This is a genomic window from Longitalea arenae (assembly GCF_016924755.1).
GTDB lineage: Bacteria > Bacteroidota > Bacteroidia > Chitinophagales > Chitinophagaceae > Niastella > Niastella arenae.
Genome location: NZ_JAFFJX010000029.1, coordinates 13,537 through 37,536 on the forward strand (window position 1 = coordinate 13,537; position 24,000 = coordinate 37,536).

The 24,000-nt window shown below is 43.4% G+C and carries 17 protein-coding genes; 8 read left to right on the forward strand and 9 right to left on the reverse strand.

Features of this window, described 5'->3' with window-relative positions; all coding sequences use genetic code 11:
* Positions 1-16: 16 nt before the first annotated feature.
* Positions 17-5,926 carry a DUF8693 domain-containing protein gene (locus JT717_RS27620; protein ID WP_205514571.1) on the reverse strand — a complete coding sequence of 1,970 codons (5,910 nt, stop codon included), beginning with the start codon at positions 5,924-5,926 and terminating at the stop codon, positions 17-19.
* Positions 5,927-6,056: 130 nt separating this feature from the next.
* Positions 6,057-6,272 (reverse strand): hypothetical protein, encoded by a 216-nt coding sequence (locus JT717_RS27625; RefSeq protein ID WP_205514573.1) that lies wholly within the window; start codon positions 6,270-6,272, stop codon positions 6,057-6,059.
* 996 nt (positions 6,273-7,268) lie between these two features.
* Between JT717_RS27625 and JT717_RS27630 the strand changes: the two genes are divergently transcribed.
* Both JT717_RS27630 and JT717_RS27635 read left to right on the forward strand, forming a co-directional pair.
* Positions 7,269-8,819 carry a sensor histidine kinase gene (locus JT717_RS27630; protein WP_205514574.1) on the forward strand — a complete coding sequence of 517 codons (1,551 nt, stop codon included), beginning with the start codon at positions 7,269-7,271 and terminating at the stop codon, positions 8,817-8,819.
* Positions 8,791-10,308, forward strand: coding sequence for an ATP-binding protein (locus tag JT717_RS27635; protein WP_205514576.1), 1,518 nt, complete (start codon positions 8,791-8,793; stop codon positions 10,306-10,308). The genes JT717_RS27630 and JT717_RS27635 overlap by 29 nt, the downstream gene beginning before the upstream one ends.
* A 118-nt stretch (positions 10,309-10,426) precedes the next feature.
* On the opposite strand, the gene JT717_RS27640 is transcribed toward JT717_RS27635, so the two are convergent.
* Positions 10,427-10,807 carry a winged helix-turn-helix transcriptional regulator gene (locus JT717_RS27640; protein WP_205514578.1) on the reverse strand — a complete coding sequence of 127 codons (381 nt, stop codon included), beginning with the start codon at positions 10,805-10,807 and terminating at the stop codon, positions 10,427-10,429.
* A gap of 123 nt (positions 10,808-10,930) precedes the next feature.
* Here JT717_RS27640 and JT717_RS27645 point away from each other — a divergent pair, with 123 nt between their 5' ends.
* Entirely contained in the window at positions 10,931-11,845 is a 915-nt protein-coding gene (locus tag JT717_RS27645) for an MBL fold metallo-hydrolase (RefSeq protein WP_205514580.1), read from the forward strand.
* A gap of 778 nt (positions 11,846-12,623) precedes the next feature.
* Here the strand turns inward: JT717_RS27645 and JT717_RS28710 are convergent.
* The 3 genes from JT717_RS28710 to JT717_RS27655 form a co-directional block, all read right to left on the reverse strand.
* On the reverse strand, positions 12,624-12,758 hold the full coding sequence (locus tag JT717_RS28710; RefSeq protein ID WP_255553062.1) for a hypothetical protein: 135 nt from the start codon (positions 12,756-12,758) through the stop codon (positions 12,624-12,626).
* A gap of 375 nt (positions 12,759-13,133) precedes the next feature.
* Positions 13,134-13,661, reverse strand: coding sequence for a transposase (locus JT717_RS27650; protein WP_205514581.1), 528 nt, complete (start codon positions 13,659-13,661; stop codon positions 13,134-13,136).
* Positions 13,662-13,789: 128 nt separating this feature from the next.
* Complete coding sequence (locus JT717_RS27655) at positions 13,790-15,082, reverse strand: AAA family ATPase (RefSeq protein ID WP_205514583.1); 1,293 nt, start codon at positions 15,080-15,082, stop codon at positions 13,790-13,792.
* 414 nt (positions 15,083-15,496) lie between these two features.
* Here JT717_RS27655 and JT717_RS27660 point away from each other — a divergent pair, with 414 nt between their 5' ends.
* The 5 genes from JT717_RS27660 to JT717_RS27680 all read left to right on the forward strand — a co-directional run bounded on the left by JT717_RS27660 (position 15,497) and on the right by JT717_RS27680 (position 21,550).
* The gene (locus JT717_RS27660) at positions 15,497-15,727 is read left to right on the forward strand and encodes a DUF2188 domain-containing protein (RefSeq protein WP_205514585.1); all 231 of its coding nucleotides are present in this window, start codon (positions 15,497-15,499) and stop codon (positions 15,725-15,727) included.
* 95 nt (positions 15,728-15,822) lie between these two features.
* Positions 15,823-16,980, forward strand: a complete 1,158-nt coding sequence (gene mblB / locus JT717_RS27665; RefSeq protein WP_205514587.1) for an anti-phage 6A-MBL system MBL-fold protein — start codon at positions 15,823-15,825, stop codon at positions 16,978-16,980.
* 11 nt (positions 16,981-16,991) lie between these two features.
* Positions 16,992-19,238: an anti-phage 6A-MBL system cap2_3 protein gene (gene cap2-3 / locus JT717_RS27670; protein WP_205514589.1), complete on the forward strand. Its 2,247-nt coding sequence runs from the start codon at positions 16,992-16,994 to the stop codon at positions 19,236-19,238.
* 23 nt (positions 19,239-19,261) lie between these two features.
* A complete protein-coding gene (locus JT717_RS27675; protein WP_205514591.1) occupies positions 19,262-20,947 on the forward strand; it encodes a patatin-like phospholipase family protein in 1,686 nt (561 codons plus the stop codon).
* A 354-nt stretch (positions 20,948-21,301) separates the two neighbouring features.
* Positions 21,302-21,550: a hypothetical protein gene (locus JT717_RS27680; protein WP_205514593.1), complete on the forward strand. Its 249-nt coding sequence runs from the start codon at positions 21,302-21,304 to the stop codon at positions 21,548-21,550.
* Positions 21,551-21,839: 289 nt separating this feature from the next.
* On the opposite strand, the gene JT717_RS27685 is transcribed toward JT717_RS27680, so the two are convergent.
* From JT717_RS27685 to JT717_RS28530, 3 genes are all read right to left on the reverse strand, one after another.
* Complete coding sequence (locus JT717_RS27685; RefSeq protein WP_205514594.1) at positions 21,840-22,415, reverse strand: hypothetical protein; 576 nt, start codon at positions 22,413-22,415, stop codon at positions 21,840-21,842.
* A gap of 191 nt (positions 22,416-22,606) precedes the next feature.
* Positions 22,607-23,230, reverse strand: a complete 624-nt coding sequence (locus JT717_RS27690; RefSeq protein ID WP_205514596.1) for a hypothetical protein — start codon at positions 23,228-23,230, stop codon at positions 22,607-22,609.
* Between the two features lie 530 nt (positions 23,231-23,760).
* On the reverse strand, positions 23,761-24,000 hold a 240-nt coding region (locus JT717_RS28530), incomplete at its 5' end, for a transposase (RefSeq protein WP_240348458.1).

The following is a 24,000-nucleotide window of genomic DNA, read 5'->3' on the forward strand; positions in this document are numbered from 1 at the left end:
CAATTTACGCTGTAATTTATTGTTTTACGAACCTGTATGTACCTAAACTGGTTTTAACGTTATAGATACCCGCAGGCCAGTTGCCGATATTGATGCGGGTATTGTTGGTGAGCACTACATTGTCTACCAACATGCCTGCGGTATTATACACCTGCGCCTGTCGCCCGATGAGCGCCGGATCTTTAATTGTAAGGGTGACAAAACTGTTGGCCGGGACTGGCGTAATCTGCAAACCATCTTTGGCCGCAAATTTCAAGAGCGCAGTTTTGCTGTAGGTAAATTGACCGTCTATGTCAACCATTTTCAGGCGGTAGTAATTGTTGCCCGCAAGCGGGTTTTCATCGGTAAATGAATAAGGGTGTGCGCCGCTTCCCATGGCCGCCAAAGCGTCAAGTTTGATAAAGCTAACGCCATCGGCACTGCGCTCTATTTGAAACATGGATGTATTTTCTTCATCGGCTGTTTTCCATTTAAGTACTGCTTTGTTACCCGCTGCCTGGCCGGTAAACTCAAGCAGGGTGAGCGGTAGTGCAGAAAGCACGTTCAGGGTAACGGCATTGCTTAAGTAGGTTACGGTTCCTGTTACGCCGGCAGGCCAGGTTACCGAAGCAAAACTTCCTGTTACCGTGGCGCCGGTGATGAAGGTAAACGTTTGGCCGGCTGCCAGGGTAAAGCCATTAATAGTGGAGACGGTGAGCGTACCGCCAACCGTAACGGCTCCACTAACTGCCAGCTGATCGTATTGTGTGCCGGCAGTGGTGCCGCCGATCTCTGCCTGTAAGACGCCCTGGTTTATTAAATTGCCGGTAACACTGAGTATGCCCAATGAATTGCCCGGCGCAAGTATGCCTGTATTGGTAAAGTTGGCGTTTACAATGGCGCCTGCGCCTTTAATAGTCCCGTTGTTAATGAGCGTACCGGTTGCACTAAACGTACCGGTTGCACCGATGGTAACAGTACGACCCGTGGCTATTTCAATAGAGCCGGTGGAGATCGAATTATTAACCGTTAATTCTCTTACCACACCGGTAGCAGGAAATAAAACATTTTTTCCTGCGCCGGGTACTGTTCCATTGGCCCAGTTGCCTGCAGTATTCCAGGCAGGGCTTACATTACCGGTCCAGGTATATACGCCTTCATATTCAAGTATTACTGCATTTCCTGTATAAATTACTTTCCAATACGATGGTAAACCTGTAACTGTAGCAAATGTGCCTGAAACGGCATTGGCGCTGAGGATGGTTACCTGGTCGCCTATTGCGGGGGTATAGTTCATCGTTACTGCCAGCGTACCGCCCAGCGTTGCTGTACCATTCACCACTAGCTGGTCAAAATCGGTTCCGGCTACGCCCTTACCATTTACGTCTATTGACAGGGTATTGTTGTTAAAGGTTTCATCGGCATCAAAAGTCATAACGCCAATGGGAGCGCCCGGCGCCAATGTGCCGCCTGCATTTTCATACCGGGCCGCGGTTATGCTGCCTGCGCCTTTAAGTATCCCACCGGTAATGTTGCTGAAAGTATAGCTGCCAGTACTGATCAACAGGCCCGGAATGGCGGCAGACCCGCCAATGGTAATTGTTGCCGCATTGTCGAAGTGGCCTAAATTATAGATCGCCGTAATGGTCACCCGGTTGATCCTGATCAGGCTGCCAGCATTATTGTAAAAGAGGGAATAATTTTGAAGGCCATACTGCCCTGAAGCAGCACTTGCGCCAATGGTAATGCCACCGGCACTGGTAAACCTGCTTTCATAATCATTGTACAACGCAACAGCAGTAGCCCGGTCTATATTGATCTGCCCACCCGTATGGTTAAAGGTTCCTGAATTGTTAATACCATACTGGCCTGCTGCCTCGGTGGCGCCGATGGTAATGTCGCCGGCATTGTTAAAGGTGTTTCCGGAAGTATTTCGAATTCCCGCTGTTGATACCTGATCAATGATGATATTTCCACCCGAACTGTTGGTGAAATTCGCGACGCCGTTGTTTAAGCTGGAGTTGATGATGCCATACTGTCCTGAAGCGGCATTTGCGCCAATGATAATACCAGCGGCATTGGTAAAAGTACTGCCTTGATAATTGTACAACGCCACAGAAGTAGTCCGGTCTATATTGATCTGCCCGCCTGTATTATTGTTAATGACGCCATAGTTTTCAACACCCCGTGGGCCGGTACCTGCTGTGGCGCCGATAGTAATGGCGCCGGCATTGGTAACAGTTTTGTTGACATTATTAAAAAGTCCTACCATGGTTACCTGGTCAATGATGAGCTTACCACCCGTAGTATTGTTGAAAGATGCGTTGTTGTAAATGCCATACTGTCCCGCAACCGCATTAGCCCCGATCGTGATGACGCCGGCATTCGTAAAGACGCCAACTGCGTTATTGATGGCAGCTTCGCGGGCAGCGGCCCGGTCGATATTAATTTGAGCGCCTGCATTGTTGTTGAAATTGGCTTCATTGCGGATCCCGTTCATGGCTAATACCGAAACGTTACCGATGGTAATGATGCCATTGTTTTGTACCGTTCCCTTGTTTATGATGCCCTGTCCCAGATCGCCATTAATGGTCAAACTACCAGTGTTGGCGATCGTTAAAGAACCTTCGGGCATAACGGTGACAGACTTTGCCACCCCGGCCGTTGCGCTGATGATTGGGTCATTGACCACATCAGGGATGACTGCGTCCAGGGTTGCAGTAGGCACACCTGCCGTCCAGTTGCCAGCGGTATTCCAGTCAGTATTTACCGCGCCGGTCCAGGTGGTAGGCGGGTTGGAAGTACAAACCAGTACAACCGATTTATCTTCATAGATAATTTGGCAGTTTGTTGGAAGACCGGTTATAGTATTGAATGCGCCCGCAATCGAGTTGGCGGTAAGGATAACCACCCGGTCGCCAATGACAGGCGTATAATTTATGGATAAGGCCAGGGTGCCACCAAGTGTTGCTGTGACAATTACTTTCACCTGGTCGAAATCGGTTCCGGCTACCCCGGTACCATTCACGTCTATTGACAGGGTGCCGTTACTGAAAGTTTCACGGTAATCAAAAGTCATGATGCCGATGGAAGCACCTGGCGACAAGGTGCCGCCGGCATTTGCATACCGGTCTGCGGCTATGATACCTGTACCTTTAAATACGCCGCCGGTGTTATTGCTGAAGGTACCGCCGCCAGTATTGCTCAACAGGATGGGGACGCTTGAAGACGCGCCGATCGTAATGGCGCCTGAATTGTTAAAGAAGTTTCTATTAGCTGTGATAGCTGTGTTTACCCGGTCAATATTGATCTGCCCACCTGTGTTGCTAAAATCATTATCACTGTAAATACCATAACCGATGGTATTGCCGGCGCTCAACGAACCCATGGTAATGGCGCCCGCGTTGGTAAAACCAGCGCCATTGTGATAGATACCCGCGCTTGTTACCCGGTCTATCCTGATTTGCCCACCTGTATTGTTGTTGAAGATTCCGGAGTTTTGGAGTCCATCTGCGCCGGCAGCGGCGTTTGCGCCAATGGTAATTGCTCCAGCATTGGTGAAGGTGTTGGCCATATTGTGGATCGCAATGGTCGTTACCTGGTCAATATTGATTTGCCCACCCGCATTATTGTTGAAGGTGCTGTAGTTCTTGATGCCGGATACTCCTGAAGCAGCGTTTGCGCCAATGGTAATATCCCCTGCATTGGAGAAGGTACCGGCGTAATTGTAGATAGCTATAGACGTTACCTGATCGATATTGACTTGCCCCGTGTTGCTGAAAGTGGCTGTATTGTTGATCCCATACTGTCCCGAAGGCGCATTAACTCCGATGGTGATGGCGCCTGCATTGGTAAAGACGCCACTTACATTACTGAGTGCAGCTTCGCTGGCAGCGGCGCGGTCAATTTTTATTTGTGCGCCTGCGTTGTTGTTGAAAATGGCCTCATTATATATACCGCTGGCGCCTAATGCCGACATGTTACCGATGGTAAAGACGCCATTGTTTTGCACCGTTCCCTGATTCACGAGGCCTCGCCCGAAATCGCCCTGGAGGGTCAGGCTGCCTGTAGCGGCGATCGTCAAAGAACCTCCGGGCTGCACGGTGACAGACTTCGCCCATCCGGCCGTTGCGCTGATGACCGGATCGTTGACCACATCAGGGATGAATGCATCCAGTGCCGCAGCAGGCACACCTGCCGTCCAGTTGCCGGCAATATTCCAGTTGGTGTTTACTGCGCCGGTCCAGGTAGTTGCGGGGGCAGGTATAGAAGGGGAACCATATGCCAGTACCACCGTATTATTTTCGTAGAGCACATTCCAGTTGGCCGGAAGCCCGGTTACAACACTGAATGTTCCCGACAGCGATGTGGAACTCAGGATAACCACCCGGTCGCCCACGGCTGGCGTATAGTTTATTGACAAAGCCAGGGCGCCGCTAAGGGTGGCCGCGCCATTTACAACTAGCTGATCGAAATCGGTACCGGCAACCCCCGCGCCATTCACTTCTATGGACAGGGTGCTGTAGCCAAAAGTTTCATCCCCCGTAAAAGTCATAACGCCAATGGATGTACCGGGCGCCAGACTGCCGCTGTTATTGGCAAACCGGGCCGCATCTATGCTACCGGTACCTTTTAACGTACCACCGGAGCTGTTACTGAAAGTACCGGTTCCGGCACTGGAAAGCAGCGTTGCCACGCCGGCCACTGCGCCAACGGTAATGGTTCCGGTATTGTTCAACATGTTATTACCGACTGCCAAAGCCGAACTGGCACGATCAATATTGATCTGCCCGGTATTGTTAAAATTTCTCTGGCTGAAGATACCTTCGTCGAACGTGTTGCCACCACCCAGCGAACCCACCCTGATGGTGCCTGCATTGGTAAAGCTAATACCGGTGTTAGCTATGCCTATACCGGATGATTGATAGGGGTGATCGATGGTGATCAGCCCGTCTGCGGTATTGTTGAAGATTGCCTCATTTCTAAGGCTGATAAGGGCGGTTGGCGCGTTTGCGCCTATAGCAATTGTACCGGCATTGGTAAAAGTGCTGCTGCGATGGTCAAGTGCTATGCCAAAATTTTTACGATCGATATTGATTATGCCACCTGTATTATTGTCGAAAGGCCCATAGTTTTCCAGGAATGCACTGAAGCCATATTTCGATCCGATGGTAATGGTGCCCTGGTTCTGGAAGGTACCCGTGTTCCTGAAACTACTGACAATGCAATTATACGTAATAAATCCACCGGCGTTATTGTTGAAGCTGGCATTGTTATGGAAACCGCCATTGCTCATTCCTATATCCATACTAATTGAACCTGCGTTGGAGAAGCTGCCGCTATAATTGTAAAGCGCCGTATTTACCTGACCAATGTTGATGTTCGCACCGGTGAGATTCTCGAAAGCGCCGTCGTTGCGGAGGCCTGTAGTAACGTATCCTGTGGTTGTACCGATATTGATCGTACCTGCATTGGAAAAGGTGCCGCGAAGATTGTAAAGCCCTGTTCCGCTTACCCGGGCGCCGATAGTGATTATGGCGCCTGAACTATTATTGAAGACACCCTGGTTGCGGATGCCATTTCCGACCGTTGCATTACTTAAAAATGTGATGACGCCGTCGTTCTGCACCGTACCCAAATTATCAAAACCCAGCCTGTTAGCGCCTTCATGTATAGTCAGGATACCTGATGTGCTGATCGTTAGTAAAGCCCCGGAATCAATCTGTACAGAGTTAACGGCTGCAGTAGCTGAACTGATCACCGGGTCGTTGGTTACATCGGGGATGATGACATGGGAGGTTGCATTTGGCACATCTGCCGTCCAGTTATCTGCCCTATTCCAATCCGTGTCGACATTTCCCGTCCAGGTGGTTTGAGCATGCAGGTTATATGCTGCCACAAAAAATAAAAGAACGAAAGATAATAGTACGCGTTGAGCAAAAGCCATTGGTAGTTTTTTAACAGGTGCTAAACTGTTTCGATAACAGAATGCGATGGAAAAATGGGATAAATTACGTTGCGGTGAGATCAATGCCTCGTAGTAAACAAGGGCATGAGGGCACAAGTTAGTTTCCGGATTATTTATTTTGTTGAATTTCTTTTTGTTTACCCGATACCAGTTTTGTAATAAACAGCAGGCTTGGACAAATACCGGTAATGGCGGCGAACAACGAAACAGCCGCCGGCAGGTACAGCAGCCAGTTTACGGTTGTAAAACCAGTAAAATATATTCCGGTCCAGAGCATACAGCTCATAAAGGCAAAGAAGAGTCGCAGCGAAACAGAAGCTTTCATGATGTTTTATTTAGCAGGTTGGGAATACATCACAAAAGTGCAGCAAGCAGTTAAGTGTTTTTGTAACACTCGTTACAAGTAATTGTAACAAATGTTACAAACCGATACCAACCGGAGCATGCGACGGTATGAGAACCTGGTATTTTGGGGGCATATTGTGTTTACGTGATCTACAGGAAGTATGGCAATATTGAAAACAACAGGTCGATGCTGACTTATTATGAAAAATAATTACAATATATGTTCACGTCGCTTCCCTTTCTTCTTTTCAAATAGCAGGCACTCACAGGTTGGGCAATAGAAGATTATCCCTATCCCGTTAGAACCTACCCGGTTGATCTTCGGTTTGTTTTTATTGATACCCCCCAAGAAGGCATTCTGCTGCACCTTCACTATAGTCAAGACCTGTTTACTTCGGAAACGGCTACACAATTCATCTACCATATTATTTAAAAAGCGGAACATTTCTGTCAGTATCCCGATGACCTCATCAGTATGACCATCTTACAGGAAGAAGCAATTACCTTGGTGAGCGATTCTATACCAGATTCCGTTAAGGAAATTTTAATTTTTATTTTCTTTGATTTGTAAAAACATCCCATTACCCTATGTTTCAGGCTAAGTATTGGTAACGAGAACAGAAGGCATTGAACTATAGGCAATAGTACAGATGGCCGCAAAACATTAATGGAGCTTTTACTTACAACTCTCCAGTGGTCTCATTTTAAGTCACATTCATTGTAAATCGCTTGATTCGTTAAGCATATTTTAAAATTTTCCCCTGGTGAATCCTCTTAAGGCGGACTGTTATTTTGCTGTCAATCGGCATAAAATCTTACATTCTACTACTTCTAATTTTTCCATTTAGCCGATATTTGTTGAACCTATGACGTCCCGATGGATGCGGGGCTCATAAGTTGTTGTAATTTCATAAATTATGCACGGCTAAGAGGTGCGATGCGAAATTGCATTATAATCATTATTACAATCTGAAGAATGGTAGAACCCAACATTCCGCCACATAACGAGCTTCACTTTCTGCAAGGTGGCGGGCAAATGGGGGCATTGATCCGCAGCTACGACTGGACTGCCAGTCCGCTTGGCGCCCCCATAACATGGCCAAATAGTTTAAAAACGTCAATAGGTATTATGCTGGGCTCTCCTTACCCCATGTTTGTTTGGTGGGGAAAGGAAATGATTATGTTTCACAATGACGCATATGTACCTGTACTCGGAAAAAGGCACCCAGAAGCACTGGGTAAGTCGGGGCCTGTGATTTGGGCCGATGTGTGGGAGTTTATTGGTCCGCTCATGAACGATGTATTGTATAATGGCAAAGCCTATTATTTCGAGAAACAACTGCTTATCCCGGAAAGAAAGGGCTTCAAAGAAGAAACGTATTTTACCTTTTCATACAGTCCTATTCCTGCTGACGATTCCGGCATAGGGGGAATATTCTGTGTTTGCTCTGAAGACACGTCGCAGGTTTTACATGCAAGGCGGTTTGCAACCCTAACCAAGCTTTCGCAGATGGTGGCTACAGATCGTACAAACGAGGTTTTTGAGAACGCGGCTGCCATACTGGAGGCGAGCACCAACGATCTGCCGTTTGGGCTATTTTATGCACTATCTGTTGAGGGCAGAACAGCGGAACTGGCAGGAATATTTGGCCTTCCCCAAGACGAACAGATTGCACCACTTACAATCTCCGCAAAACCTGGAGAAGATACAGCCTGGCCCATTTTTGATGTGAAGTCAGAAGAGAATACGCTTGTAATTGTCGACGATCTGCAGAAGCGCTTTCCCCCACTGCCTGCTCATCCTTGGGACGAACCGGTTAGACGTGCTGCAATTATTCCGCTTCTAAAACCTGCAGACAATCAACCGGCCGGGTATTTTATCGCCGGGCTTAGCCCCAGGCTTGAACTAGACCAGGAATATAAAGCGTTTCTGTTGTTGGTTGCAGGACAGGTTACAACAGCGCTTGCCAATGCAATAACCCGACACCAGGAAGCTGAGCGGATAAAAAAACTTGTCGCGCTTGATAAAGCAAAGACCGACTTTTTCAGCAACGTAAGTCATGAATTCAGAACACCGCTAACGTTAATATTGGGTCCTATCCGGGAAATTCTGTCATCCCAAAAGGATTCGGCGGTCGGAAAAGAATTAAAAACAGTGTATGAAAATATACTGCGTCTGCTGAAGCTCGTCAATACATTGCTTGATTTCTCGCGGATCGAAGCAAAAAGTATGGAGGCCTCTTATGAGCCAGTAGATCTTTCCTTACTTACCCGTGGTCTGGCCAGTCAATTTAGTTCAGCAATTGAAAAAGCAGGTTTAACCTACATTATAGATTGCCGGCCTCTATCAGAACCGGTTTATGTAGACGTTTCCTTATGGGAAAAGATTGTTTTAAACCTGATCTCCAACGCATTCAAGTTTACTTTTGAAGGCAAAATTACAGTGGCATTGACTGAAACGGCTAAACACGCCGTCCTGACGGTGCAGGACAGCGGCGTTGGCATCCCTGAAAAAGAGCTGCCCTAACCTATTTATCAGGTTTCATCGAATCCAAAATACACGTTCCCGGTCTTACGAGGGCTCGGGGATAGGTCTCGCGTTGGTGAAAGAACTTGTTGAGTTGCATGGAGGAACGATCGAGGTGAGCAGCGTTGAAAACCACGGAACCGTCTTTACCGTAAAAATTCCACAAGGCAGGTTGCATTTAGACCAGGATAAAATCGTTCCTCAGAAGCCTCAAGCACTCAATAGCGAAGAGAAAGAAGCACACATCTACGAAGCGCTCCTATGGACGGATAATAGTTCGACTAACGACTCAATAAGACTATCGGAAAACGGCCGTCCACATAGCAGGATAGCAGCTAACAAAGCGGTGCAAATTCTTGTTGTGGACGACAATTCCGACATGCTTAAGTATTTAGCCGGGGTGATAAATCCATATTGGACCGTAGAAACAGTTAAAGATGGTATCCAGGCGTTGGAATCTGTTAAGCGCAGGATCCCTGATCTGATCCTCAGCGACGTCATGATGCCGAACATGGATGGCTTTCAACTCCTCTCCCATATTCGCAATGACGTCAACACGCATCACGTTCCATTTATCCTGCTGTCGGCCAGAGCTGGAAACGAAGCAATCGTAGAGGGCCTTGAAAGAGGAGCCAATGATTACCTGGTAAAACCGTTTTCGCCGCTTGAACTGATAACCCGCATAACAACCCAACTCGAATTAACGGGTTCCAAAGCCGTTGCCAGAAGGCTTGAAAAATTAGTAGCTGAGCGCACGCACGAACTCGCCCGAAGCAATGAAGACTTGCAACAGTTCGCACACGTTGCAAGTCACGATTTGAAAGAGCCAGCCAGGAAGATAATAGCCTTTTGCAGTCTTTTAGTTAGCGAGTTTCGGGACGTGTTACCGCCCGAGGCAAATATTCATCTTGAAAAAATAAAAAATGCGGCAGCGCGAATGCACAACCTGATTGAAGGGATATTGCAATACTCATCCGCGAATAACACTGCACTGGACACGCAGCAAGTTAACTTGAATGCCATACTACAAAATGTGCTGGTGGACCTCGAAGTTGTGATACAGGAAAAAAAAGCAGTTGTTCAGTCGGACAGATTACCCTCTATAGAAGGTTCCAATACTTTACTGCACCAGCTATTTTACAACCTGGTTAATAACTCGCTTAAGTTCTCTAAATCAGGAACCCCACCTTTCATACAAATAACCTCGGGCAAAGCGGCTGCAGAAAACGTTCTAAATGAAGAGCTACCCTTGAATAAAGAATATATTCAAATATCCTTTAAGGATAATGGAATTGGGTTCCACCAGGACAGTGCGCAAACGATATTTAACAATTTCAGCAGGCTGAATCCCAAGCATGCATACGAAGGCACCGGACTTGGATTAGCACTTTGTAAAAAAATAGCTAAGCGACATGGTGGAACAATCTTTGCAGAAGGACGCCCACTCGACGGTTCTACGTTTACCATTATACTCCCTTTGAAGCAGTAACAATAGCAGGAAATATCTCTCATAACGTGGGGTTTTGTTATTACCGCGTTTGATGGAAGATATCTTAAGGGTAATAACATAATCTCATAAGATTGCAAGACAGATCATTGCAATCGAGTCATTGCATAGTGTTTCTAGTAGGCTCAACCGCATCATTTTTTTGCATCGCTGGATTCTTTTCAAGTTGTTGTTCTGCCCACTGCATAACGATCTCTATAATTGGGATAATGCGCTTTCCTTCATGAGTAATACTGTACTCTACCTTTGGTACTTTTTCTGAATGTTCTGTACGTGTAAGCAAACCATCTGAGACCAGTTCCGACAATGTCGTGGTGAGCATTTTGGTTGTAATTCCTGCTATCATCTTTTTTAATTCCCCAAAACGCAAAACCCCCAACTCATTCACGTACCAAAGTATTCGGGCTTTGTATTTGCCGCCTATACGTTTAAAGCCATATTCTATGGTGCAACCGGCATATAAAAGTTGTTTGTGTGTCATATTTTTTTACCTTTTTAAGCTGGTTTACAACGTAAATAGTGAATTATTACCTAGTTACTTTTAAGTGTCTACTTTCATGTCATATGCAGTCGGTATAATTTTATGCTGTTAAAATACAAAACTATGTATACGACAAACAGCATTTCCAGAAAAGCGGGCTTTCATCGTTTTGGATTAGGAACTCTTGAGCTAACTGTGGTATCCGATGGGTTTATTGTTTTCGATCCGCCTCAGCCTATTCTGGCGCCTGAAACCAGTAAAGCATGCTTCAAAAGCGCATTAGAGTCACATTTTTTGCCTTCTGGTTTTGTAAAGATAGCACTGAATATGCTTGTGATCAAAAACGGAGCGCAGGTTATATTAATAGACGCCGGCGCAGGTAATACCATGGGAGACAGCTCTGGATGGTTGATCCCTAATCTCGAACTTGCTGGTATACGTCCAGCGGAGGTGACCAACATCCTCATAACGCATGCACATTCAGACCATATTGGTGGGATACTTACTTCTACAGGGGATTTGGCCTTCCCGAATGCCAAGGTTTATATGCCGCGAAATGAATATGAATTTTGGGATTCCGGAACAGTAAATTTATCAAAGAGCAAGTTGGTTGACAAGGAAGGCTTTATTCGTTTTTCTGTACCAATCATACAAGCTGTCAAAAAAGCATTGGGTGCAAAGTTGATCTTGTTTGAACCGGGTCAGATATTATTTGATTTTATTAAAGCTATTCCGACACCGGGCCATACACCTGGCCATACTTCTTATTTGATAATGTCTGAAGGACAGGAATTGATACATATGGGCGACCTCACTCACCATTTATTACTATTCGAATATCCTGATTGGGGTTTTGAGGCGGATTATGACTTCAAAGAAGGTATTGTTACGCGCAAGGAAATGCTGCACCGCTTAGCAGAGACTCGGCAACTAGCCTTTTCCATTCATCTTCCATGGCCTGGTCTAGGACATGTAAGGAAGAAAGGAGGAGCTTTTGAATGGGTAAGCGAGCATTTCACAAGTTTTAGTGCAATGTAAATATATTGGGCAGGTTTGCTTCATGGCTTCGTAATTTTCATAATTCGCAAAGCACAATAATTGCCAATTGATTCCACATTATAGCCCGGCAGTTCCGGGCTTTAATGTGTCAGTAGATGCCTCCTACCGAGTCAGCAATAGGATTTACACACCTATATTCCATTTATTGCGCATTGCGTTCCCGTCTCCTTTAGTTGGAGAAAAAAATAGTGGCGGCCTGCACAATTACTGCAATATTTCAGCGCATCTTTTAGGGTCTGGGGCTTACGTTATATACAGAAGTCCGAATAAAATGTTTTGACGTACATGGCGCTAGGCCGGCGGTGAATTTCTCACAAGCCATGGAATGCTTTCATACGATTCTCTGGATCGCACTCGCATTATTAAATTCATAAAATCGCGATTAAGCCCAGGGCGGCGGCGGATTGAAACTCAGAAATCGCAAATACGCTCCTTTTTTTACTTCACGATAACAAATGTCGTATTAGAAATGGAATTGGGGCACTTGTTTGGGTCTGTAAGCAAGTAGTTGCTGGGACTAGCGAAATGACAAGGCGATCGAATGAGACAAGAAGACAGGTATATTAGATAGATCCAACTATCTAATGGGTAATTTACGACTTAGTAACAATTAAATCGTTTGTTCCCTATCATTAAGAAAAAAAACCAGTTACAATACGAGTCTTTTCTAATGAAAAAACTGAGACTGGTTATAATGTGAGGATACTGCGCGTGTTTAATCTGGACTTTGTTACGATCGTAAAAATGCCACTAGAATTTACAACTTTCTTGTTTGTTCACCTTCTTTAGCAGCCATCATCAGCAATTTTTTGGCATCATAGCCGATCAGATCTGCTAGTTTATAAATTTCTTCGAGTTTCCACATCGCCGGGTTCTCAGTTAGTTTCTTCATCCGATTGTTATTTGTGCGAAATTCTTTTGCTATAGTGCTATGAGGGATCCACTCAAATATTTCTGTAAATTTTTTAATTTCCCCAGATCTAAGGAGACTTTTTATTGTATCGAATCGTGCATCAGTCATTTCCGCACAGATCATAAATTAATTTATATTACAGTCAACGGTTGTTAAGACAACCGCAAACCACCTCTCCTAATAGATACCGATAATATAAATTTATGATGCAGGATTCGCTTAATTAATGACGGTCGTCAGCGTTTAACATGTTTTTGACTAATTATATTTAGTCTTGTGTAAATTCCGTTGATTCTGGTTCTTCGTCAAGCTTGGTTGTTTACTAATCTTTTTCTTAAAAGCTCAAAACTAGCCCTACCGTACATTTGACGCTTGAATATTTTCAACTTTAAAGCCTTCTACCGGGCCATTACTCCATGGTAATTTTACGCCATTTTCGATTGCCTCGAAATCAGAAAGTAATCCTTTTGCAAATCCTCTGATTTCTTTGACGTTTGATGACATAGCATTTTTGATCCATGCATTTAACATTGAACCGTCTTTTTTCTTGAGCATGCTTTTGAATTGCCGTATGAGTTTTGTAGCCCTTTTAATTTCTTTACTCTCCGTGCATAGGGTATTAATAAACAATTTCACTTCCTTTGATAAGCGTCCTCTATCAATATAAAAGAGATTGCTGGCTTTAGGTGGCACCCAGAATATTGTTGCCAACTGATTCGTAGTATTATTTATTTTTCCTTCCCGCAATTTTCTGACATTCTCATAGCACATTGTTGTTGATCCGTTGTACCCCATTTCTGTAATTTTCTCTAAGACTTCCTTTGTTTCAATCCTTGGATTTTCATCCAGCATTTTACTTACTGCTTCATCACAAAGGTGCATGTTGGTCGTTCTGGATGACCTCTTGGCGGGCAGAAAGTCAAATGACTTCCACTTTCTGCAATATAGATGAACTTGAAAAATGAAAAAGATAATTTAGATGTTACGGTTGGCGTTGTAAAGATGTCAATTTATTCATTTTCAATCGGTGGGTCAAACAAATTACCTTGCATGCCTATTTTGGGTATTGCATTATATCTTCCTATAAGATAATCCTTTTCAAACGATGCATCATTTCTTACCTCAGGATACTTTGCATGAAGAGACGACATTGAAGAATTCCCTATTTTATCCTTTTCCATAAAAAGGATTTGATCGCGTCTCAAACCTTTTTTAAGAGGATGTAAATTATGTGCGGTAAATATAATCTGAGCCCCGTTAGGATTGAACTTACTTGAATTATAAAGTTTGATCACTAAATCAAATAACAATGTATGAAGATGCGCATCTAACTCATCGATAAATAAAATCTTTCTTTTTTTTAACGATTCTAAAATTGGTCCAATAATTCCGAAAAATCTTTGCGTACCTAATGATTCATTTTTTAATAAGTCAAAGAATACTCGGTTTGTCACTTTCGAATTTTCATCATACTCATTGTGCAAAGTCATAACTTTATAATCCATTGAACCCTCCTTAACAACCGACATAACAAAATCATAAAATGAACTTTTCGGTTTTTCGGAGTTAATTAGATGTTCTTCTATATTCTCAATTCCTAAATCTGTTTTGCGAAATATCTCATTAATCAAACTACGGTAATCAGAGATAGCCATCAAAGATGCTGTATATTCGATTAAATTTAAGTGATCATTGTCCTTTGATATCATGAGTTCTGAAAACCATTCGGAAATGGATAAACAAATTGGGCTGTTGAACTGAGCAAGCACTGAAAGGAATAATACATTAGGACGTGTAACTTCTGCAAATAATTCAAATTTACCTTTTAAGCCGGCTTTAAATACCTTTTCAAAGGTATAGTCTTGTTTAGCTCTAACAAACAGTTTTTCTTCCTTTCTTTTATCCGAAAAAAACAACCATTCACTTTCTACATATCTCTGGGTAACCGAAAATCCATACCTATATCGCTTTTCTTCTATATAGAAAACCACTTCAAATGAGGAAGGCTTATGCTTTGCTACTGATGATAGCAAAAAGGGTTGTACAGGAATTGACTGGTTTGATTGGCTCTCTTTTGACGAATTGAGTACGAAGAATCTGATAAAATCTATAGCCTTTATCAGATTAGACTTTCCGCTACCATTGCTTCCAAAAATTGCAAGAGACTTTAATAGATTGACTTTGCTTCCAGGTAAGGGGGAAAATTGACTTTCCTTATATTCTTTTATATTATCTGCAATGAAGTCAATTTTTAAAGGCTCCCGTATTGAAAGATAATTTTCTACTGAGATGCTGACCAACATATACCCAAATTCTTTAAAAAGGTTGCAAAGGTAATATTTGTGAAAAGTAAACAAAATAAATTTACCCTCACACCTTGTGGATTACTTTTTTGAGCAATTTCTGAGAAAAAAGCTCAGTTTTGCTATGTAATCGCGTAAAGCAATTTGAAATGAAGGATGCCAGCGATGATTGTAAAGAGAAAAGCCCCCAGCAGTTCTAGGAAAACTGTTGGGGCTTTGAACCAGTAAGTTGGTATACAGGTTCCGTGTTCTTATCGACCTCAAAGATAATAGTTGGATTGATATAGTCAACTCCCACCCCGGGTAAACCGTATTTCTTTGAACAAACTCGCTCTCTTTTACACCAACGGCTACAACGCCTCCTAATCCGGATAATATTGGAGGCATTTATAACCCATACAAAACAATATACATATGGGAAAAAATCAGCATGTCATTCCCCATAAGGGAAACTGGGGTGTAAAGGGAGCTGGTAACAAGAAGGTTACCGAAGTTTCTCCTACCCAAGCGCAGGCAATCGACCGCGCCAAGTCCATTGCAAAAAATCAGGGCTCCGAAGTGGTCATTCACGGGAAGAATGGTAAGATCCGTGATAAAGACAGTTACGGAAATGACCCTATTCCACCAAAAGACAACAAGCATTGACATTACTCAACCGGATAGTCATTGATGGCTGTCCGGTTTTAATTTTTTAAGATGGAAACACACCAAATACTCAGCAACCCTATTAAAAACAACATATGGATAAGATAAAATACTACCCCGTTGGCAACGGGGATATGTCGTTGATAATATTGCGTGATGGTACCACTATCGCTATTGATTGTAATATACGTCAGACATCAGTGGATAGCACCGACGGCACCTGCTTCGATGTAAAAAAGGACGTCCTAGCTTCTATCAAAAAGCGTAATGATAATCCTTTTATAGATTCTTTCGTACTTACACATGGCGACCTGGATCATTGTCGAGGCTTTAAGAACCACTACTACTGCGGCGATCCTAATGCCTATAGCCAAGAGGACAGGGATAACAAACTAATCCTTATCGATGAATTATGGTTTTCCCCGATGATAGCTGAGGAACACAGTAATGACGACGAAGATGCGTTCCAGCAGGAGGCAGAGCGTCGGCTGGACCTTCACATCACCGAACACCCCGATAGAAATTTACCTGGCAACAGGATACGTATCATCGGCTATGACGGCAACAAGGACTACCAGAAGCTGAACTATCTGCGACTTACGCCGGGCAAAGTGGTTAGTACGTTCAACGAAAAAGCGCAAACTACCTTTTCGCTGTTCATCCATGCCCCTTTCAAAGAAACCCTGGCGTCAGCTGAACCAGGCAAGAACACAAATAGCATCGTCTTCCAGGCAAGATTCAAGGAGAAGGCAGATGATGACGACTTTGCGGTACTGGCTATGTTTGGTGGTGACGCAGACTATATCGCCTGGGAGATCATTGTTACCAAAACTATTGAATCTGGTAAAGCAGAGTCTGAAAAAGCACTGGATTGGGATATTTTCCTGGCTCCCCACCATTGCTCCTGGACCTTTTTCAATGAACATAATGAAAAAGAGGAAGCGAAGGAAAGCTCCCTTGAGGTACTTCGTTACCGCAGGAGCGGTGGTCTGATCATCTCTTCTAGCAAAAAAATTGAGGACGATGACGATAACCCACCCTGTTACCTAGCGAAAACAGAATATTTGAAAGTGCTGAACAAGTCGTCAGAATTTATCAATACGGCCGAACATAAATCAGAGGAGTATCAGGAACCTATTGAATTTACCATCTCCGCCAACGGTCCCGTGCAACCAGTCAAGTCCGATGTATCTGCTGCCCGCGGATCGGCGGGAGGTTCTGGCGCTGCAGCTATTACTATATACCAAGGCTAGAAAATCTGATAATGTTATACAGCGCAGATTACCAGCCCTTTCGGGGGGTGTTACCAGATAGTGTAAAAGAGTGCATTGCTGAAATAATTCAATATTTTGGCAATGCCTCCTTGCCGGTGCTTCGGCTTGACGAAGACCATATTGTTGTTCCTGTAAGTTTCCATGTGCCGCTGCCTACGCGTGGAGCGCTTGGAGGCATTGATATCCGGGAAATAGAGCCGATGTTGATCAAGATTTCGCTGTCTGAATACCCGCATAAAATGCCGATGCTGCTGAGTGACAGGAAAAACTTTCCTCACGCACAGTTACCGCATCTTTATGTGAAACGTGTGAACCAACCTGCATCGTTGTGTCTGGTAAGGAACAGTCCTAATGAGTGGTTTGCCAACAAAAGAATGTCTGATCTGCTGTCAGTGGGATTGGAATGGCTACAGAAAGCAGGCATGGGAAAGTTGGCTGACGACAATAATGAGTTTGATCCCACAAGGTTGGAAAACTTCTATGGGACACATGTGTATAAATACAACACTTTGCATGAAACAGTGAAAGATAAGGTTCCTTTCATCAAGGGTTTACCCGCCAGCGTCCTGATGGGATGGCTTGATGAAAACGATGAGTTCGACTCCGGATATTACAGTGCTGGTCCCATTCCTTATGTTTCGCTGCCAGATACTCGTGATGCGCTTCGAAGTGTAACTGAAAAAATGAAGACGCATAAGCGGAAGTTCATGTTTTCGTTGGTTGTATGGCGGGATGACGGCCAGGCAGAAGAGAGCTATAGCACCAGCTTGCCTGAAAACTTCGCCGCGCTGAAGCTTTATTTCACTGGCAGAGGAATTGATATCATAGCCATCCTCAATGCATACATGAAGCTAGATCTCCAATTCCTCAACGGAATATTGATCACCTTCGCTAATAGGAGACCAAAAAAAATGGTGGGTTATGACGGTCCTTATGAGTTTACCAGCTTTATCGTCAATGCTGGAAATTTTGCCACCGGCAAGTGCCTAGACGACGCACAAGTCTGGACCCTTCAACATATAGAACCCTTCACAAAAGAACTTGGGGCAAGGCTTTCCGGGGAAAACAGAGAAGAGAAAACACTATATATAGGTGGAGGTTCCTTAGGCAGTAAAATGATCATGCATGAGGCTAGGAGTGGCAACACCGATATTAAAATAATTGACCATGACAAGTTACTTCAACACAACCTTGCCCGGCATACATTATCCAGAGAGCATGTAGGGAGAAATAAAGCGAAAGCAATCGTAACGGAATTAGAATCGCTTTATGTATTGCAGGATACCGCTTTTAAAGCACATGCCAGCCGCATTGACCAGTCTTTTGATAAGGTTGAACCAGGTTATTCCCGAATAGTAGATACCTCTGCCAGTCTGAGTGCCCTTAATTTTTTGACTACGGCCACTCTGCCGCCTTCTGTAATACTATCGAAATGTGAAATTGCCGATGATGGACGCCTCGGATTTCTTTATACCGAAGGAAATAACAGAAACCCTAGAATAGATGATCTGGTATCCCTCACTTTCTTCCGCTCGCTTACTAATCCGCACCTGGCTGGTTGGCGTGAGCGAGATATGCATCGCGTCCTCACCACGCTCGATGTGGGTCTCGGATGCAGTTCCACAACGACAGTGATGCCTGATGATACCATCTCTCTGCATGCCAGCGCCTTTTCTAGGGTGTTGTACAAAAATACCGGCAACGCTGTAAGCAAAGGCGAGGGCCTGCTATACATGAATATTTGTGAAGAGGAAGACCTCCTCTCACTTTCGAGCAAAACGGAGCTGGTAAAACCGTTCAATGTACTAATGTGCGCGGCAGGTAGCGGCTGGTCTGTCAGGATAATGGCAGGTATACAGCAACAGTTATGGGATTTGTGCAGACAAAAGGCGCCGACAGAGACTGGCGGTGTATTAATTGGCTTAGCCAACTATAAGACCAAGACGATTCATGTCTTCGATATCATCGTAGAACCCCAGGGCAGTAAGGGTAGTTGTACAGGATTTGAAAGAGGCACAAAAGGACTACCGGAGGCGGTTGATCAAATCAAGGAGCGGTCGGGCAATACCATAGGCTATATAGGTGAATGGCACTCGCATCCTATGGACCTGGAAAAGCTCAGCGCGCAGGATATTGCCACGATTGAAGAGTTAAAGAAGATCAATAGGAAAATCCCAATTCCTACTTGTGCCTTCGTAGTTACCAATACAAAATTATTGGCTTTTGTTTTTGAATAACTACTTTAAATTGATATAAACGTATGGATGAGCAACCATCCCTTCCACCGGAAGATCTAACGATTGCGATCGCGTTTTCGGGTGGCGGTTACCGCGCAGCTGCATTTAACCTAGGAGTGATCAGTTACTTGAGAGAGGTAACGCTTGATACCGGCAGCCTGCTGGATAAAGTATGTGCCCTTTCCACCGTAAGCGGTGGCACTATCACCGGGACCCGTTATGCCCTTGGTGTTCAACGCGGGGAGTCCTTCCGGGATATCTATCATGCGTTGTATGAATTTTTGACCAAGAAAGACCTTGTGAACCTGACACTGGACAAGTTGCTTAAAGCCAATCATTGGAGCCCTGAGCGTGTTCAGTCGCTGATCAGTGCGATAGCAGACGTATATGATGAGCAATTGTTTAACGGTGCGTTGTTTGGTGAGTTGATGACAGAGAGACCAGAAACACACCTGAGGCATATGTCTTTTAATGCAACAGAGTTCGCCAGCGCTTTACAGTTCCGGTTTCAGTGGTCAGAAAGGATCTTTCAGCTCAAAAAGAATTTGCCTGACCGCGGGCTGATAGGTAATAGAAACATCCGCATTCCGCATGAAGTGGCGCGCCATATTCGGCTAGCAGACATCTTAGCTGCCTCCAGCTGTTTCCCAGGTGCTTTTGAGCCGATCAACTTCCCAACAGATTTTGTATTGAGTGCAGTTCCTGCCGTCACCTCTTTTAAAACAGCGCCAAATTTCCCAGTAGGACTGATGGACGGGGGGATTGTTGATAACCAAGGCCTTGAACCATTATTGCTGGCCAATGACAGAATGATGTTACATCGTAAAAACGTAACAGATAAACAAGATCAACAGACCTGCATCGACCTGATCATCGCTTCCGATGTGGCCAGTCCCTATATGGAGCAATTCAAAGCCAGTATCCAGCACAAGCAGAACTGGTGGCGCGGTTTGACGCCAAAACAAATTCTGGTCGCTGATGGGGCATTGTTATTAACATCGTTCGTTCTGCTCGGTTATTTTCTTTACCTCGATCAGATCTGGCTGGCCGTTCTGTTCGCAACTTTATCAACATTCTTTCTGATAATTCTATTTGTAGGAAAATTTTTGAAAGGTCAGCCGAAAAAACTAGGCGTGCCCGCTCATTTTCTATCTCCCTTGGGTAAGCTACTGCGGTTAAATCTGCGTGTCTATGAAAACATGCTGTCCAATCGCAAAGATTCCGTGATGAAAATGATGAACGAAGTATTTCTCAAACGGATAAGGCAATTGGTTTATAACAATGTTTATCATAAATCGGAGTGGAAAAACAGGCGTATCATGAATGCAGTCTATGAGCTTCGGCCGGGTGAAGAGAAGAGGCAGGAGAAGTTACAAAAAGGTGAATTACCTACCTATCTCGACCCCTCCGCAGCCATTCAGGAGGTGGCCCAGCAGGCAGCGAGTATGGATACGACTTTATGGCTCAGCCCAAAAGATGTTGAAAGCAAAATGCTGGACGCCGTTATTGCTTGTGGTCAGTTTACCATTTGCTGGAACCTGCTGGAATATATTGAGAAGGTAAAAAAAGATCCCTCCAACACAGGTGCAACCCATCAAAAACTTCTCAGCCTAGAAAATCAGCTAAAGCTTCACTGGGAGCAGTTACAGATAAACCCTTATTGGCTATTCGAACAATACCACTCACCGGTAAATATCGATGCAGGATAAACAGTCCCAGTGATGCTACGAACGTAACGCCATCAGGAACCGGATCCATAAAAGGTTGATGCAAAAGCATGCAAACTGGCATGAGTGCTAATAAACAATAATAACCGTAACAAAGAGTATTTTAACTGGCCTTCAAGACAATGCATTGCTGGAACTGAGCACTGAAAAAATCACTCGTAATAGAGCCCGAGAACGGCTAACGTAGTAATATTGATATGTCTTGCCATAGCTATATAGTACACCGTTTTCTGCTCCAAAAAACACAGATAAATAAATTACAATGATTTCGTTAAATTATTTAAAATATGATCGCTACAGTTAAAACTGTAATATTGAACCCCTAAAATTTAAAGTATGGCACATTCTGGACAACATATTATTAATACGGTATTAAAAAAACATCCGAAACCGGAACCTATTATTATTCTCAACCAGAGCGATGAAAACCTGGAAGCAAGTATACAGTTCACCAAGCAGTACATTATAGGCGTCACACAACGGGATCACTCAGGTGGTATTGATAATTACAGAAGTCGGTTTCAAAAAGCATTGAGCAATAATATCAATCCCCAATTTTATCGATTGTTTACCCTTCCCTTTTGAGCCTCATGATCTGGAAGAAATGCAGCATGTACTCGAAGAGGTTGCTGTGTATTACAATGTCCACTGCGATCAGCGAATAAGAGGGATTTTTACTTATGTGGCCAAAACTTTTGTTTGAGCCCACGACTTTGCATTCACACTATCTCCGAATGAAAGGAAGTCTTCAAGGTATAACGCCATCATGCCGATTGTGCTAGAAACAGCAATTGCGAGTTGACGACCGACTTCCTAACAATCTCACAACATTAAAATATGGGTGATAGAATAGGGGGGGCAATGTTTGCTGACGTCATAGACCGCTTTTCTTGCCAAACACTGGTTTATAATGATCCCACAACGCTTGTTCAATTAATTCTACAAATGGTCGCTCCAGCCTTCCGTCTTGTTTATGTCTGATGACGTATGTTGATAACGTAATATTATACACTAGGTCATTAGCCCATTTGGATAAGTGCAAACTGTAAGTTCTAAAATTTCCACCTCCCAAATGTTGTTTTATACGTCCTGGAATATCGTTCATAGAACTTCCAAGATACAAAGTCTCAGAATCTACATTGTTGAACCTTGATACATTCAAACGATCTTTGCCTCTTGTCTGAATAGCATTCCGAATTTGAAATTCTTGAAAGCGACTTATTAACTGTCCCCGCTGGACTTCATCAGCACAACTAATATTATAGACAATCGGATAGTTACTCTTTCTAATTTTAGAAATTAAATTTGTTAATCTTTGTTTGTCACAAAATTCAGATGATGAAAAGCTAAGTTCAGTAACAGGCGTAATCTCTATGTAAGTTAGTAATTTTTCAAACATGGTCAATTGATCTTGAACGGTTGATAATATTCTATTTTGATCGAAGCTCATCAATTACTGTTAACGGTGAAGTCTTTCGTTGGAAGGGCATGTGTAAGTACCACTCGACTACAAAGGACCATTGAATAATTTACGACCAAGTTAAGGAAATTGCTGAATGTGCAACCAAAGAGCTCGATTATATCAGAATAGAAATAGTGAAGGTTGAAGAATCATTCGTCGTCCCACTATTACACTCTTTGTTACCTGCCGTTATCCAGATATCGTATATGCCTGAAACTCCAATCCAGCACAACTCCTGGCCTACCTGAATAGTGGAGCCAAATTTCTTTTTCATCAATTAGCGTAAAGCTTTCCGGGGTTTCAAATCCAAATTTTATTTTATTGATAATTTTCTTTTGTGCTGTGTCAAACAGAATTGCAATATCACAATCTTTATTATTGCTATTAGCTGTTATGAATATAGCAAAGCGACTAGAATCACTAATGCCATTGTTAAGTAAGTTTGCTCCAAGCTTCTCTTTTAAAAGAACTTCGCCGGTTATACTTATGCAATATGCAACAGAGTTTGTATTATCTCCCCAAAGCCAGTCGTTAATAACAAAAGAGCCATTATTACCTATTTTGCCGTCATTAGGTCTTTGAAGTTCCCCCATCATCACTGTCTGCCCATTTTTGGAAACGAAAAAGTGCCCACAGCCAGATTTTCGATAACCTCCAACTCGCTGTTTGGGATCATAATCACAAACAGCTAAAATAAAATCTTTATTTTCTGACTGGTGATATTCACAATAAAGATCGTAGTTATTAAAGCATATTCTCGCGTATTTTTCATCTCTGAGAATTATATCAGGAAGCTTTGGCATAAGAGTTTTACAATGGGTTATATAATATTCTGTTATTATACGCTATTTTACAAAATATCAATTTTTGAAAGCTATTATTTTTACTACTTAGAAAAATCAGAAGCCTACAACTAATCAAAACCCTTTGAATAGTTCAAAGTATTTTGATCGTGATCTACGTACTTCCAAGATTCGAGATTACAAAAATTCTATAAACTGTAGAAGGGTGTTTTCACCCATTTTGCCTAGTAAAGTAAAAAGAATGTTTTTCACGTATTCAGGCAATCTTTTGTTCGAACTAAATCCCCTTCATCGACTTACGAACTCTTTAATATTGACTGTTGAAGCTTATGCAAATACCTATCGTAAAAATCTACAATTTTATTAAGTTCTACCCCAAAGAGGTTCGAAAGTTGTAACCTACAGGCCGCGAGTAAATCGCACGAAACCCGTTCTCAGAGCTGTTTTCGTTATTTTGGGTCTATCTGTAGGTCTATCAAAAATAGACCACCATTTTTAGGATCAAGTCAAATTTTTGGGGGATGAGGTAGTTAAGCATAGATTTTCTGGAGTCTGAATAGGAAGAAATTAATGTCCCGAACTCCCCGTGCAGAAGATCTAAAGGCTTTAATTTTTGCATTGAAGGATTCGGCAGAAGCGTTGGTACTTCTGTTATTAAAGTAATTCAATATACCCTCGTAGTGAGTTTCAATGGAGCGGTACACGGTTCTGAAAGATTCAATTCCTGCATCTTCAACCTCATTGAACCATAAGGCCAATCGTTTAAACGC